This window comes from Variovorax brevis, from assembly GCF_030317105.1.
GTDB lineage: Bacteria > Pseudomonadota > Gammaproteobacteria > Burkholderiales > Burkholderiaceae_C > Variovorax > Variovorax brevis.
In genome coordinates, this window is sequence record NZ_JASZYG010000030.1 from 29,243 (window position 1) to 44,165 (window position 14,923).

The 14,923-nt window shown below is 63.8% G+C and carries 10 protein-coding genes and 3 pseudogenes; 5 read left to right on the forward strand and 8 right to left on the reverse strand.

The window, feature by feature from the left end; translation table 11 throughout:
• Positions 1-326: 326 nt before the first annotated feature.
• Positions 327-1,628 carry a winged helix-turn-helix domain-containing protein gene (locus QTI66_RS39765; RefSeq protein WP_353506272.1) on the reverse strand — a complete coding sequence of 434 codons (1,302 nt, stop codon included), beginning with the start codon at positions 1,626-1,628 and terminating at the stop codon, positions 327-329.
• Between the two features lie 947 nt (positions 1,629-2,575).
• The gene (locus QTI66_RS36555; RefSeq protein WP_286565271.1) at positions 2,576-2,977 is read right to left on the reverse strand and encodes a transposase; all 402 of its coding nucleotides are present in this window, start codon (positions 2,975-2,977) and stop codon (positions 2,576-2,578) included.
• A 950-nt stretch (positions 2,978-3,927) separates the two neighbouring features.
• Here QTI66_RS36555 and QTI66_RS36560 point away from each other — a divergent pair.
• Positions 3,928-5,253, forward strand: coding sequence for a DUF1214 domain-containing protein (locus QTI66_RS36560; RefSeq protein WP_286565272.1), 1,326 nt, complete (start codon positions 3,928-3,930; stop codon positions 5,251-5,253).
• Positions 5,254-5,410: 157 nt separating this feature from the next.
• On the opposite strand, the gene QTI66_RS36565 is transcribed toward QTI66_RS36560, so the two are convergent.
• From QTI66_RS36565 to QTI66_RS36580, 4 genes and pseudogenes are all read right to left on the reverse strand, one after another.
• Positions 5,411-6,247, reverse strand: a complete 837-nt coding sequence (locus QTI66_RS36565; protein ID WP_286565273.1) for an acid phosphatase — start codon at positions 6,245-6,247, stop codon at positions 5,411-5,413.
• 128 nt (positions 6,248-6,375) lie between these two features.
• Positions 6,376-6,969: a hypothetical protein gene (locus tag QTI66_RS36570; protein ID WP_286565274.1), complete on the reverse strand. Its 594-nt coding sequence runs from the start codon at positions 6,967-6,969 to the stop codon at positions 6,376-6,378.
• A 710-nt stretch (positions 6,970-7,679) separates the two neighbouring features.
• A pseudogene (locus tag QTI66_RS36575) lies at positions 7,680-7,920 on the reverse strand (CoA transferase); the annotation flags it as partial.
• Positions 7,860-8,003, reverse strand: coding sequence for a hypothetical protein (locus QTI66_RS36580; RefSeq protein ID WP_286565281.1), 144 nt, complete (start codon positions 8,001-8,003; stop codon positions 7,860-7,862). The gene QTI66_RS36580 and the pseudogene QTI66_RS36575, both read right to left, overlap by 61 nt.
• Positions 8,004-8,246: 243 nt before the next feature.
• Between QTI66_RS36580 and QTI66_RS36585 the strand changes: the two genes are divergently transcribed.
• Together QTI66_RS36585 and QTI66_RS36590 are read left to right on the forward strand one after the other, a co-directional pair.
• Positions 8,247-10,661 carry a DUF1254 domain-containing protein gene (locus QTI66_RS36585; protein ID WP_286565275.1) on the forward strand — a complete coding sequence of 805 codons (2,415 nt, stop codon included), beginning with the start codon at positions 8,247-8,249 and terminating at the stop codon, positions 10,659-10,661.
• A gap of 397 nt (positions 10,662-11,058) precedes the next feature.
• On the forward strand, positions 11,059-12,162 hold the full coding sequence (locus QTI66_RS36590) for a J domain-containing protein (RefSeq protein WP_286565276.1): 1,104 nt from the start codon (positions 11,059-11,061) through the stop codon (positions 12,160-12,162).
• 14 nt (positions 12,163-12,176) lie between these two features.
• Here QTI66_RS36590 and QTI66_RS36595 read toward each other — a convergent pair.
• Positions 12,177-12,305: pseudogene (locus QTI66_RS36595) on the reverse strand (transposase domain-containing protein); the annotation flags it as partial.
• Positions 12,306-12,424: 119 nt separating this feature from the next.
• Here QTI66_RS36595 and QTI66_RS36600 point away from each other — a divergent pair.
• Entirely contained in the window at positions 12,425-12,811 is a 387-nt protein-coding gene (locus QTI66_RS36600; protein WP_286565277.1) for a hypothetical protein, read from the forward strand.
• Positions 12,812-13,028: 217 nt separating this feature from the next.
• A complete protein-coding gene (locus QTI66_RS36605) occupies positions 13,029-13,256 on the forward strand; it encodes a site-specific integrase (RefSeq protein ID WP_286565278.1) in 228 nt (75 codons plus the stop codon).
• A 763-nt stretch (positions 13,257-14,019) separates the two neighbouring features.
• Here the strand turns inward: QTI66_RS36605 and QTI66_RS36610 are convergent.
• Positions 14,020-14,923: pseudogene (locus tag QTI66_RS36610) on the reverse strand (LysR family transcriptional regulator); the annotation flags it as partial.

Below are 14,923 nucleotides of genomic sequence, written 5' to 3' on the forward strand. Positions count from 1 at the left end.
CGCATTTACCAACGTGACAAAGCCCACCATGAAGAACGACGAGTATCGACTTGGTGCGACCTTCACCGTCGGCGACGCATTCGAGTGGCCGGCGGCAGAATGAAGGCGGCTCACGTAGAAGGCCAGCACGGGATCGAGACCTTCACGGGCAAGCAGCACACGCATCAGGTGCGGCACCTCGGACGAAACATCGAGTACCGAGCGCACCCGCCCCAAGCTGTGGCCAACGCGCAAGCCTTCAAGAAGGTGCTCGCGCGCAGCGTCCGGTTCGCCCATCCCGAAGCAGGCCAAGGCCCATTGGATCTGCATTTCGACCGGCGTTGCGTTCACGGCATGGCTGTCCGATGAAGCTTGCGCGTGCAACAGCCTGGCAGCCGTCGCGAAGTCGCGGCCATGAAGCGCCATGTCAACCGGGCGCGGTCCAGGCAACTGCCAATGCGGGTCGCGACGGAGCCATCGCCCGCATGCTCGCGCATGAGCATCTCGATGCGGTGCACGCATCCCATGGCCTCTTGCATCTCGTCGCGCAAAAGATGGCGGCGCAGCCGCAGGCCCAGCGCGTGCGCGAGAATGCGGTCGAACCGGTAGCGCAGCGCATAGGCTTCGAGCCGGTTGACGCAAGCAAGTGCCTGATCCTCGTGGCCGGCGAGCCAGTTGCAGTTGGCCAGCGTTGCGAGGGATTGCAGAACGAAGCCAGGCGGGGTGAGCTGCTCGATGGCGGCAACGCGCGGCGCCAGGAGTTCCCGCGCTCCCTCGACTTCGTCGGCCTCGTAGAGGATTTCGGCGAGCGCCGTCGCCGCCATGCATGCCACGCCACCAAAGACCGCGCCACGCTGCTGCGCCACGCGCAGCACCTCACGCGCGAGTTGCCCGGCCTCGCTGAGCTTTCCCTGGCGCGCCACGCTGATCGCGATCATGCATCGGCCCAGAAGCGTACTGAGCTGCGCGCCGCTGCGAGACTGCGCATCGTCGAAGGCCTGCCTTGCCTGCTCGTACGCGCCCTCGTGGATGTGTGCCCATGCAAGGAGGTTGGCACGGCTGGTCCAGGCCAGGTCCTTCGCCTCCGGCGGGATGTCGCGCAGGGCCGCGAGGCGCGAGATCACCACATCCATCCGGTCCTGCTGCGCGGCGAGCCCGCACCGCAACAAGAGAAGGTCGTAGCGCTGGCGAGGATCGAGCGTTTCAAGCCGCGCTTCCATCTGCAGCAGGCTGGCGTTGCACGCCCCGAAATCGCGGGCATACATGGCCAGATACGCTTGGGCCAAGTGCAGGTCGAAGTGCAAGGCAATCGCTTCGGGCGGCAAGTGACGCATCAACAGCGCCAGCTTTGACAGTTCGCCCCCGGACAGCAGGTCATGCGCGCTGGCCTCGACCAAAGCCACCGCATGCGGCATGTCGCCGGCCTGCACGGCGTGATGCACCGCCTCATCCACGTCGCCGCGGACACCAAACCATTGGCAGGCAGCAACGTGAAGGGCGCAGCGTTCCTCGGCGGGCCAGGTCTGCACCCGCGCAAGCAGGGTCTCGCGCAGCAGCGGGTGCAGCCGGTACCAGGGCTCGGGCTCGGCGCTTCCGATCTGGACGATGAAGAAGTTGCCCTCTTCCAGCCTCCCGAGCCTTGCACGCACGCGCGGCAATGGCTGCGCCGCGGCCAGCAGCGAAGCGCAGCGGCACGCAAAAGCGCCTGGAGACCGAGGCCCGCGTCAGCATGTCCAGGTCTTCAGCTGCCAAGCGAACGAGCACTTCCCGCTCGAAGTAGCTGGCGAAGGCCTGCGCATCGCGCACGCGCACCGGGGCATAGCGCGACCGGCTGCTGCTGCCTTCTTTCGTGCGCAGGTCCAGCGCGAAAAGCTGCAGGCCCGCCACCCAGCCTTCAGAGAGATCGTGCAGGGCCAGCGCGTCGCTTCGGTCAATGCTGCCAAGTTGCTCGCGCAGATAGCGCTCCGACTCGTCAGGGCTGAAACGCAGATCGCGCATGTCCAGCTCGGTGACGAGTGACTTCGAGCGCATGCTCTCGAAGGAAAGCGGCAGCGCGCTGCGCGAGCTCAAAGCCAGGTGCAAACGCCCCGGCGCGTAATCCAGCAGCCACTGAACAGCCTGGAAGATTCGGGGGTCCTGGATGTGTTGCAGGACATCGAGCATCACGACCAGGTCGCGCTGGCGCGGCGCAATGGCCTGAACCAGCACGATGATCCAGCGCTCGGTCTCGGCGTCGGAGCCGACGCCTTCGGTCAGCAGCCCCGCCTCTGCCGCGATCGCAGGATCGACGCTGGCGATGCTGGCCAGCAGGTCACGCATGAAGCGCTGCAGTTGGTCGTGTTCGGGCACCAGCGACAGCCAGGCCACGTCGAAGTCGAGCGACATGAGCTCGCGCCGCCAGGCCAGCAAGGTGCTGGTCTTGCCGCTGCCTGCCTGACCCAGAACGGCGACGCAGCGCTGGCGCCTCGCGTCGACGAGGCGGGCCCGTGATGTGGACGGGCTTCACCGAAAACCTTCACCACACGGCCCAATGCCGCTTCGGTGCCTGCGCGCATGTCCATCGGTTCGACCGCCAACCAGACGGCGTCGATGCGGATCACCGCAGCAACTCACGCAGCCAGGCCCCGCACTCGGTAGCAAGTGCCGCCGGCCAGGTCACCACGACAGTCGTGGAGCCGCGCCGGACTTCCATGCAAATGTCGCTCGCCGGCGCGACTGGTGCGGGCAGTTGCACGGGCACGAAGGACGACGACAAAGGCTCCGGCTTGGCACTGGGCAAGGCTTTGCAAGGCGAGCCCACCACGATCTTGCTGGGCGGCACCTCCGCGTCACGCACCCAGCGGCGAAGAAGGTTCGCGTTGATGCCCAGCGACATCGCCACCGCTGCCATTGAAACGCCAGGCTGCGCCGCCGAAGCGATCGCATTGGCCTTGAACTCGTCGCTGTGCAGCCGGCGCCGCCGACGATCGCCGGAAGCTTGAGAAGAGATAGTGTGCACGTGTCCACCATGAGTTAGTGGATACGAGCATCCTTTGCTCCTATCGCGAATTCAAGATGCGATCGCCGGACGCTTACGGCGGGCCATCAAAGCCTCGCGTTTCATCAACCGGCGCGAAGCGCGCGGTCGTGTCGACCTCTCAGTGCTCGCCATGACTTCTGTCGTCCTCGGAAAAGTCGCGGCAGCTTCGCCTACCGCACTGCAGGCATCCCAGCAACCGCCCGCAGGTCTGCGGAGTTGTCGTTCATGTTTTTCGGGCTGGTTCGTTGAATGCTGTCCAGCTTAGGAGCGAGGGGGCTGCAATCGACCCCTTCTTTTTGGGGTGGGTGGACCCGAATCCGGGGATCCGGGCGGGCGCGCCGACGTGGTGCCGGCCGGCATGGAGCACAAGATGGCCAGCGCGGCCTGGTCAGTGGCCTGCTCAACTTCGCCGATGGAAAGTTCCAGGCCCTCCGCGAACGGAACCATCGGCAAGCCCGGCAAAGCCCCAGCCTACATGTTCCACATGATGAACAAGGCGCGCATCGGAGTCGGCCTGACCGCCACTGCCCTCGCCTGCGGCCTACCTGCACGCGCTGGACGATGCGACGCGCGCCCAGCGCCGCACGCGCAACCAAGGCGATCCCGCGTCGCCGCCGGTGCCCATCATTGAACACGCCGACGTGCGCCGCATGCTCCTGGCCCAAAGGCCTATGTCTCCGCCGCGGTGGCGCTGTGCCTGTATTCGGCGCAGCTCACGGCGTGCGCTCGCTGGAAGTTGAAGCGGTGCGCGACAACGCGCACCGTGACTCGAACTGCTGACACCGATCGCCAAAAGCTGGACGGCGCAGGATACGGTGAACGTCAGGGACCTGGCCAACGCGCCCATCCACGCGAATGCCACGGCAATGTGCTTCAATTCCCGGCTTGACGAGACCCACTTCAATGCCAATGAAAGAGGAAATCGCCCAATGAAGCACAAAGGAATGGTTGCCGCGCTTGCTGCCGGAGCGCTGCTTGCAGCGAACGCAGGTCCGGCAGTTGCACAGGCCGCCCCTGTGAGCGACCAGGACATCAGCGATGCCTACATCTACCTCTTGAGCCGCCTGCTGGTGTTGGAGCAGCAGCAGCGCGATTTCAAGGAAGGCTTCAAGTGGAACGAGCTCGTGCATCGCAAGCCGGGGCAGGTGGTGTGGCCCAACCCGAATCTGGACGTCGCCTATTCGGAGGCTTGGGTGGCGGTGGACGAGAAAAGTTGCCTCGCCGTGAGCGTGCCGAAGATCACCGACCGCTACTACACGGTGCACTTTCTCAATGGCTGGGGCGAGACGGTGGCCAACATCAACGAGCGCGTCTTTCCCGACCGGCCTGGCGGCAACTTCGCCGTTTGCCTGAAAGGCGCAGATGTCAAACTGCCGGCAACGACGCAGCGCATCGATGTGCCGGTGAAGTACATGCGCGTGCTGGCCCGGGTGGAACTGGGCGCCGACTGGAACAAGGCAGTGGCCCTGCAGCACCAGTTCAAGTTCAGGCCCACCGGCAAGCCGGCCCTGCCCAAAAGCATTCCGAGGACCGTGTTGTTCGAGCCCACTGCCTTGCCGGGCGTGGAAGCTTTTGAATCGGCCGAACTGGCGCTCGACAGCGAGGCGGACATCAATCCCGGCATGGAAAATCTCCAGACCAACACGCGCGCCATCGCGAAGGCAGTGAAGGACCCCGCAGAACGCAAGCGCATCGACGAGGTGGTCCGGAAGAAGGGCATGCCCGATTTCGAAGCCGGGCTGCCCAACGTCGGGCACGGCACGCGAAAGGATGGGTGGGCCTTACCTTCGACATCGGGTGCGTATGGCAACGACTGGCTGACGCGCACCTACGTGAACTACGGCGGGATCTGGGCCAACACGCCGCAGGAAGTCATCTACTACAAGGGCGCCGCCGACAGAGACAACGCGCAGCTGCGGTCTGACAACGTCTATACGCTGACCTTCCCGAAAGACAGCCTGCCGGCGAAGTACGCCACGTATTTCTGGTCGGTGATCGCGGTGGATTCAGTCAACAGGCGGGTCTTGCCCAATCCGAAGAAGCGCTACCTGCTCAACAACCAGTCCGGGTTGAAGTCCGCGCAGGACGGATCCCTCACGCTTTACTTTGCACCCGAGAAGCCCAAGGATGCACCGGAACCCAACTGGCTGCCCACGCCCAAGGGGCAAAACTACAACCTGACTCTGCGCTTCTACAGGCCGACTGGCGAAGTGGCCGCCCGCACGTACTATCCGCCGTCATTGAATAAACGATGACGTGTGCTGGCGGCAAGCATCACGGACTGTCATCTGCCCGCCATGCAAACCCGCGAGGTTGGCTTCTGTTCAAATCGTGCCACCTTGCTGGTGGCCGCCGAGCAGGGCCGTCGCGGTCTATTGAACTTGCACTGACCGCATCGCGCGCCCTTACCGCTCAGGGCGCCGACGAACTTGAACCCGCGATGGTCGCGGCTTCAGCGGTACATGCCGTCGCTGGCGGGGTGCGGACGGCACTGGCCTTGGTGATCTCCTCACGTGCGGCGGCCATTTGCGCGTTGAACACCGGGTTGGCGTGCAGGCGTGCCACAGTGGCGGAGCCAACCAAGCGGCCGGCCTCAATATCGCTTTGCCAGTGGACGCCGCAGATGCCGCGGCTTTGCGAGAATGCCCGGCCGCGTCCCAGCAGCGCGTTCGCACGATCGGGCGCCAGTTCGGTCAACACCAGTGCCCAGCCCCAGCCGATGGCCGAGTGGCCAGACGGATACGAGCCGTCCCTGGCCAGAGAGGCTTCTTCCTTCGGCGTACAGGTTCCTGTCTTGAACATGACGAAGGGACGGGTGCGCACGTACCTGTCCTTGGCCTTGTAGGTGGCCAGGGCGGTGTCGGTCAACGTGCGCCGTAGCAGCATGTTCAGGTTGGGCGTCGCCTGCTCGGAAATCTGCACGCCCAAGGCGCACGAGAAAACCGTAGCGGCTTCAGGGAAACGCAGGTTCGCATCCGACACGGCCATGGCACCGCGCGCCGTGCCTTGAAGGTTCGTCAGGTTTTGGAAGGCGGCAGTGTCCGCCGCCAGCGCAGGCGAGCCATCAGCCGGTGGCGGTGGCAACAGGACGAGGCTGTCCGGAAGTTCGGCGGGCGCGAGGTAGCCCTTCAGGATTCCAGTGCCAGCGCGCAATTCGCCCACTTCATTGGGCGTAGCGGGTGCGACAACGCGCGGTGCGATGGTGCACGCGCTGGCGACAAGCGCGACGCTCAGCGCCGGGGCGAGCAACTTGATCTGCAGGACTGTCTTGTCCCGTACAGGAGGTGCCGCTTTGGGCACAGGCGGACATGCAATCGCTCTTGTGTACAAACAGCGCGAGGCGATCGCGACGGCCAGGGAGGCGAGCCGCAGGTCCATCATGAAGTTGTGCTTTCTTTTTCGACGCGGACCGTCAAGGCTTCGGCCACGGACTTCGTCACCTTGGATTTCATTGGCGAGGAAGGCTTGGAACTCCTTGCGCTCCCAGGGGAAGCAAGTGGCGATTTGCCCAGCAGCGCACGCACGGCTTCCACTGACGCGTGGCCGCGCTCTTCCATCTCTCGCACCGCAAATGTCAGCAGCGCCTGTTCGTGCCTGGTGATGTGGCGCAGCAACTGCCGTTCCCTGCCGCCAGGGGGAGTGAGTTTTTCGGCCGCATTGAACTCGGCCACGAAATTTTGCAAGGCTGGCCGGAGCACCTTCAAGAGCTCCAGCCAGGGCATCAGGGAGAGTTGCTCTGCAAGCTGCTGACCACGCTCGATGCACCTGCGTGGCTCGGCCGGCTCCAAACCAAGCTCTTTCAACGCTGCGCGGATGTGTTCCTTGGTTTCAGTTTCCAATTGCGCCAGCAATTCCCACTTGTATTTCCGGTTCGTGTCCTCGGCGCGTTCCGACAAGGCCCGAAAGAACGACTCGCCCTCGACCTCTCCTTCGAAACGTTCGATCAGGTATTCTTGATATTCGGTGCTCACGCGTGTTCCTCGCTCTCCTGTAGCTCGTCGACACCTCTGCCAGATTTCCGTGAACCCAGGATCGGCTTAGATGGCCGCCGCAATTTCATGGCGGCTTTCCGCGGCCTTGGAGAAGCAGTGGCAGGAGCTTGGTTCAGCGACATTGCAACAATTGATTTGAGGGGGACAAACACGCTTCTTGCCGCTTCGGCTCGCGTCCGTGCATCATGACAGTCGCGATGAGCGGGCACACTCCCCCTTAAAAGGGGGGCGGGCTCGGATCGCGCGGGGACAAGCGATCGCCGTCGCGCTCAGCGCCGAAGTCGCCGTAGACGCAACGTTGTCAACCAGGACCGCCAGTGAGCTTCAGCCCGACGGCCGTGACAAACCCGGGATGCTCCTTGCACTTGCAATGCCGCCAAGCGACGCAGGAGCAAGACGTGCGGGAGGCACCTCGCTGCTCGCCACCACACAATCCGCGCGGTAGCGCGGATGCTGCTGGAGCGAAGTGGCGCAGAGCTCCCGTTCGTGGCAGACGGCTTCCAGCCCACTTCTGTTTTGACGCCCACACCTGAACACGTGCTTCAGACTGAGTGCTGCTGTTCGAGTTTTCAATGTGAACGGCAGCAGCGGCTGAAAGATGCTGACTTCGACACTCTTGCCGAGGTACGACCGGGGTACCTCCGAACTTGCCCTCCGACGGCAGGCCCCATGTAGCGGCCAGTGAAGTTGTGTCGAACGGTCCGTGCTGGGCCCCACCCGGTCATGCGGCCATACACGAGCCGTGGTTTGCGCCGAGGCACACGTCCGGCGCCAGGCCAGGCGCTCCATCACGCCGGGGCGCATGCCTTTGATGAGGGCATCGCAGCTTGCGACCAGGTCGAGGACCGTCTGCATGCCCTCGGCCGTCTTCAGGTCGATTGCAATCGATCGCTTGCCGCGGTTGCTGATGCTTTGGGCACCGAGGTCCATGTGCCGGCGCACAGGACCAGTGCCGCGGCGCTCAGGGCGTGTCGGCGAATCTCGGGGGGTTTCATTTTCTTGAAGTCATTCATGTTGGAAAAATCTCCTCAGCTCACATGTTCTCGAATTCCCTGATGTCTCGGTCGGGCGCAAAGTCAGGGCGGGCGGGGCCGGGCTCAGCCCCCATTTCTTGAGAGACGGGATAACCCACCCGCGGCATACCCCTGACCCTCCAAAGAGGGGGGGACGCGCAGGGCGAGCGCACAACTACGCTGGCCTGACGGCCGCGCGCGAAGGTGGATGCAACGCGGCAAAACCGAAAGACAGGAGACGCAGTGCAAGGACTACTCAGGAACAACCCCCGCGGCGCCGTGGGACGGCTGGCGCGCAGGCTGCTCGCGCTGGCGGCAATCGGCGGCGCGGCCGTCGGCGCATGCGCTGCAACACCGGCAGCGCCCACGCAGCCCCCCACGCCCGCCGAGGCCCGCACCATCGCGAAGGAGGCCTACATCTACGGCTATCCGCTGGTCGACAACTACCGCATCCAGCACGCCTACTTCGTCGACCGCGACAACGCCGAATACAAGGCGCCGTGGAACACGATCCAGAACAGCGCCAGGGTCTACACGCCCGGTGACAAGGCGATCCAGACGCCCAACTCGGACACGCCCTACTCCTATGTCGGCGCCGACCTGCGCGCAGAGCCCCTGGTGCTGACCATGCCTGCCGTCGGGAACAAGCGCTACTACGGCGCGCAGTTCATCGATGCCTACACGCACAACTTCGCCTATGTCGGCACGCGCGCCACCGGCAACGAAGCGGGCAGCTACCTGCTGGCCGGCCCGGACTGGAAAGGCAAGAAGCCCGCCGGCATCCGCGAGGTGATCCGCTCCGAAACGCAATTCGCCTTCGTGTTCTACCGGACGCAGCTCTCGGGTCCGGCCGACATCGAGAGCGTCAGGAAGGTGCAGGCGGGCTACAAGGTCCAGCCTCTGTCGGCCTGGCTGGGACGGCCCACGCCGGCGCCGACACCCGCGGTTGATTTCATCAAGCCGCTGACCATCGAGCAGGAGCGCAACTCGCTCCAGTTCTTCGAGGTGCTGAACTTCGTGCTGCGCTTTTGCCCGATCCACCCTTCCGAGCGTGAGTTGATGCAGCGCTTCGCGAAGCTCGGCATCGGCGCGGGGCGCAGCTTCGATGCGCAGGCCCTGTCGCCCGAGCTTCGCAAGGCGATCCAGGACGGCATGGCCGATGGATGGGCTGCGCAGGCGCAGCTGGAGAAGCAGGCGTCCGCCGGTCAGCTCGGCAGCGGCGAACTGCTGGGCAGCCGCGAGCAACTCAAGAACAACTACCTCTACCGCATGCGCGGCACCGTGGCGGGCATCTACGGCAACTCGAAGGCAGAAGCCATCTATCAGGGCTACTACCTCGACGCGACCGGCCAGCGGCTCGACGGCGCGAACCGCTATGTGCTGCGCTTCAAGGCCGACCAGTTGCCTCCCGTGAACGCCTTCTGGTCGCTCACGATGTACCGCCTGCCCTCGCGCCTGCTGGTGGCCAATCCGATCGACCGCTACCTCATCAACTCGCCGATGCTGCCCGACCTGAAGCGCGATGCCGACGGTGGCGTGACGCTCTACATCCAGCGCGAGTCACCTGGCAAGGACAAGGAAGCGAACTGGCTGCCGGCACCGGAGGGCCCCTTCCTGATGGCATTGCGCCTGTTCTGGCCCAAGCCGGAGATCGCGAGCGGGCAATGGAAGAAGCCGGAACCGGAGCGCCTGCAGCCCGTGGCCGCCGCGGACGTGCCGGTCACGATGGAGAACTTCACGCGTGCCGAGTCGCATTGGTTCTTCGGCAACGTCGCGCGCAACGGCGGCTTCGGGCAGTTCCGCCACAACCGCACGCTGGCGTCGGTCGACCGCCAGCTGGTCGTGCGAACGAACCGCGACACGCTCTATTCCAGCGCAGTGTTCGACCTCGACGCCGGCCCGGTGACGGTGACGCTGCCCGACGCAGGCAAGCGCTTCATCTCCATGCAGTCTTACAACGAAGACCACTACACGCCCGGCGTGGTCTATCGCCCCGGCGAGTACCGCTTCACGCGCGAATCGGTGGGCACGCGCTATGTGCTGATCGGCATCCGCACGCTGGTTGATCCTTCAGACCCGCAGGACATGGCGCAGGCGAATGCCGTGCAAGACGCAATCCGTTCGAGCCAGGCTTCGGTGGGCCGCTATGAAACGCCGAACTGGGATGTGGCCAGCCAGAAGAAAGTGCGGGACGCACTGCTCGCACTCGGCGAAACGGTGCCCGACCTCCAGCGCAGCTTCGGGACGCGGGAACAGGTCGACCCGGTGCGCCATCTCGTGGCCACCGCGACGGCCTGGGGCGGCAGCCCGGAGAAGGACGTGATCTACCTGGCCGTCACGCCGGATCGCAACGACGGCAAGACGGTCTACCAGCTCACGGTGAAGGACGTGCCGGTGGACGCGTTCTGGTCGGTCACCGTGTACAACGCACAGGGCTACATCCAGCCGAACCCGCAAGGGGCCTACACGGTCAGCAGCGTGACCGCCCGCAAGGGTGCGGATGGCAGCGCCCTGCTCCAGTTCGGCGGCTGCGAGAGCGCGACACCGAACTGCCAGCCGCTCACCCCGGGCTGGAACTACCTTGTGCGGCTTTACCGGCCGCGTGCACAGATCCTCGAAGGACGGTGGGTCTTTCCGCAGGCGCAGGCGGTGGACTGATCGCACGGCATGGCATCGGTCGGTGCATCGATGCATTGCGCGCTTCTGCCCTAAAGTGCCCGAAGCGCAGCGTGGCAACAGTCGCCAGATCCTCCCTGCAGGCAACGACACCGCGTTTCTTCTTCATCCCTTGCAGATCGAACGATTCCCGAAAGGTAAATGCGCAATGAACAGCAAACGAATGATCGGCTTGGTGGCCGGCTCCGTATTGGCCGCCACTGTCGGTCCGGCCGCCGCCCAGAGCGCAACGCTCAGCGACCAGGAAGTCAGCGACGCGTACATCTAATCGTAAGCGATCAATGATCCGCGCTCTGGCTCTGCCGCCATACCTTCGGTAGCAGCAGCGCAGCGGTGCCGTACGACAATACGGGTCATCGTCCACTTTTAGGAGCCGGCTGTGTCGCGTATCGATGCACTTCAAGTCACATCTACCTCGGCTGGCCCGGCGCTGACGCCATCGCAGAAGCGGTTCAATAGGCTGATCCGGCAGATCGAGCAGGCGCGGCAGACCCTGGTGGCGTGGAACGAGAACACTGCGGCGTATCGTCAGGCGCATGTCGAGGTGCTGAAGCCATTGCAAGCGCAACTACTGGCCGGCCACAGGCAGTGGGTATTGGCGCTGGACGCAGCGCTTGAGCAACGCAACTGGACCCACGTCGAGCGCGGCACGCTGCGCGAATTGCTGTGCGAGGCGGCTGGTGAACTGCTTGACGCACGCGGCGACGACTCGGAACTCAAGGCGCTGTTCGACAAGCATGCCGAGGTGGACTTCGATATCGAGCAGCGCGAGAGGATGCTGGCGATGAAGGGCCTGGCCGAGGCGATGACCGGCCTCGACCTGGGCGACGACGAAGGCATCGACTCAGATGCGGAACTGTTCGAGCGCCTGCATCAAGGCTTGCAGGAACAGGTGGCGTCGCAGGAAGCTCAGCGCGGCGCGAAGGCCGGCCGTCGACGCAAGAGCGTGGCTCAGCAGCGGCGCGAGGCCGAGGCGCGACAGGCCACGCAATCGGTGCGCGAGGTCTATCGCAAGCTGGCCAGCGCCTTGCACCCGGACCGCGAACCCGACGAGCGGCAACGCGAGGCGAAGACGGCGTTGATGCAGCGCGTCAACCAGGCCTATGAGTCCAACGATCTGCTCGCGCTGCTGGAGTTGCAACTGCAGATCGAACAGATCGACGCGAGCCATATCGCCAATGCGGGCGAGCAGCGCCTGAAGCACTACAACAAGGTTCTGGGCGAGCAGTTGGCCGAACTCAAGGCCGAACTCGAACACGTCGAGATGGAGTTCTGCATGGAGTTTGGTCTGGAGCCTGGTCGGGGTTTCGATCCGCGCAAGCTGGGTCTCGTGCTCGAGCAGACGAGTCGCCAATGGCGCGCTGAACTCGACCAGCAGCAACGCGAACTGCACATGCTATGCGACGCGGCGGCGACCAAGCGCTGGCTCAAGCGCCAGCAGCGCCGCGAAGCGCAGGCCGCGTTCGCCTTCGCGCCGTTCTGAAGCGCACGCTCATATCAGGCGTCGGCCAGCGCGATGTTCCAGGGCAGTGGCACCTCGTAGTCATCGGCCGTCTGCGCCAGCGGGAGCTTCTTGAACAGGGCGAAAAGGTAGCGATACGGCTCGACGTTGTTGGCCTTTGCCGTTGATGCCGCCTGCGGAACGATGCCGAGTGGTCTCGCCTTTCCCAGGATCCTCCGTAGTCGGTATGTGATCGGTTCGGCATGGTTCATCGTGTGCTCCGTGATCAAAAACGGAGAACAAGATGATCAATGCGGAAGAGTACTTGAACAGGAGCCCGCTGTTCCGGCGCCTCCAGAACGGCGCCCATGGACATCTCATCGAGCTTTACGCGGCGCACCTCATCGAGGTTGGGCTCGCTGGCCACGGCACTTGGCGCTGCCTCAACGTGGTCGGCGATCTATTGGCCTGGATGGCAAGCCGCCGGACCGAGCTGATCAACCTCGATGAACGCCTGGTGGAGCGCTACCTGCAGCACCGAGGAGGTAAGCAGACCATCCAGGCGGGCGACCGGGCTGCGCTGAAGCGATGGCTGTCGATTCTGCGCACCACCAGCACGATCGCGCCTCTGGCGCTGCAAGCGGACACCCCTCAAGAGCAGATCTTTGCCGAGTTCAGCGACTATCTGTGAAGCGAGCGCGCTTTGGCAGCAAGGTCGATCGTGCGCCATCTGCCTGCGATCCGCCGGTTCCTGTGCGAGGTTTGCCCCGCCGGCGCCACCGACCCCGGCCAGATCGGTCAGAAGGGAGGTGATCCACTATGTCGAGCGTCACGCCAAGGATTGAAGTCCGAGCTCCGGTAAGGCAATGTGCTGGTCCCTGCGTGCTTTTTTTCGGTATCTCCATCACATGGATCTGAACCCGTTCGCGCTGGCCGGCTGCGTGCCTGCGATCAGGAAATGGAAGTTCGTGAGTCTTCCGACCTCCCTCTCTGCGGCGCAGGTTCAGAAGGCATTCGATTGTTGCGACCGAGCAACCGCGATGGGGCGGCGCGACTATGCCATTTTGACGATGCTGGCCAAGCTCGGGCTGCGGGCAGACGAGGTCGCCACCCTCACCTTGGATGATGTCGATTGAAGAGCCGGCGAGATGCTTGTTCACGCCAAGGGACGGCAACGAGCGAGGATGCCAATCGCACCAGACGTCGGCGCGGCCGTGTCGCCTACCTGTGTGGGCCGACCCAAGTCATCGTGTCGTCGACTTTTCCTCCGCAGCCTTGCTCCCCCCATCGGCTTTGCTTCCGGATGCGCGATCACCATGTGCGAGCTGTTCGCCAGATAGCTGGCGACCGTGCTCGACGATACCTACCATCGACCAGGTGCTGCTTGAACGCATCAACATGAGGCGAGATTGGTCCGACGGTCAGCTTGCTGGCGTCGTCGACGCGACTAAGGAAAACGATACCCATGGCTGTCTCCTGAAGTGGGACAACCAGTGCATCCGAGCGTCGGAACCATGTCCAGTTCGACCTCAATCCTCAGGCCAGATACCGCGCCGAGCAACGGCTACGCCATCCAGAATTCCGACACCTGCGCATGGTTGAGATCTGCGCATAGGCAGCGTTTGCCGTCTTTGAGGGTCGCTCGACGAACTGACGCTGTGAGGCCGATTCCTGTCGTCCGGGGCGAAGAAGACCTCGGCATCAACGGCCGGTCTGAAGGTATTGCAGTCGTAGCCAGGCTACATCTTGACGGCGACCCTGCCATCGCAGATTTGAACGACCGCCTTCTTCGCCGCTCAAATGGAGGTCAGGGCCCCTTCCGGCCCTTCGGATTCGCTCTGCCAACTTCCGCAGCATGCCAAAGCAGTCGTCACCAATCCAATCCGCCTTGCGCATGGCTTAGCTCACTTTCGTTTGATCCCGGTGTCGTTGCCTTGGCTGATCTTCATTTCTCCTGCTCTCACTTCCGCTCAAAAGCATTTGATGGAACAGGCGGGCGGCTGGCATCAGTTCGCGCCCGCGTCGGCTGATCAGCCCGATCACCCTGGTGATTGCTGGATCATCCAGCGGGATGCTGATCAGTCCCGATGAATGCCCTTTCGGCGGCATTGCGAGGCGCGGGACGACGCCTAAACCCAATCCTGCTTCGACCAGACTGACGAGCGCTGGTACGTGGCGCACCTCGCAAATCCACTGCGGCTTTGCTTCAACTTGGCTGATTGCCTGATCGATCAAAAATCGATTCCCGCTTCCTTGAGCAAGCGTCAGGTACGCGTGTTGCGTCAAGTCCGCCCAGGTCAGGCGCTTCCTCTTTGCCAGAGCGTGGTCCGTAGGGCACGCGACGACAAACCGCTCCTCCAGCAGTGGTTCGAAATTGATGTCGGCTTCTTGCGTGCCGATGTACGTCAACCCGAAGTCCGCGTCTCCTCTTGCGACTGCTACGAGGATCTCCGAGGAATATTCGTCGATGAGACGAATGCGAACCTTCGGGTATGAGGCGTGAAAGCGCTTGATTGCAGCCGGCAGAAAGTAGCCCACAGCAGACGGGACGCAAGCAATCGTCACCAGCCCTGAGATTCGCTCCGTCGCGTCCTTTATCCCCACGAGCGCGTCGTCGAGCTCGCGCATGACGTTTTGAGCCTTGGGCACAAATGCTCAGCCGACCGTCGTCAGCTCCACCTTCCGTGTCGTGCGGCTGAACAGCTTGATGCCAAGCGCCGACTCGAGCTTGTCGATGCGACGAGACAGGGCTGACTGCGACAGGTGCAAGTTCTCGGAAGCACTCCGAAAAGTGCCGAAGTCT

Bases quoted from the DNA above. Each gene is read 5' to 3' on its own strand.
- QTI66_RS36580 (WP_286565281.1), bottom strand. From the start codon at position 8,003: ATGAATGACTTCAAGAAAATGAAACCCCCCGAGATTCGCCGACACGCC.
- QTI66_RS36600 (WP_286565277.1), top strand. From the start codon at position 12,425: ATGATCAATGCGGAAGAGTACTTGAACAGGAGCCCGCTGTTCCGGCGC.
- QTI66_RS36560 (WP_286565272.1), top strand. From the start codon at position 3,928: ATGAAGCACAAAGGAATGGTTGCCGCGCTTGCTGCCGGAGCGCTGCTT.
- QTI66_RS36605 (WP_286565278.1), top strand. From the start codon at position 13,029: ATGGATCTGAACCCGTTCGCGCTGGCCGGCTGCGTGCCTGCGATCAGG.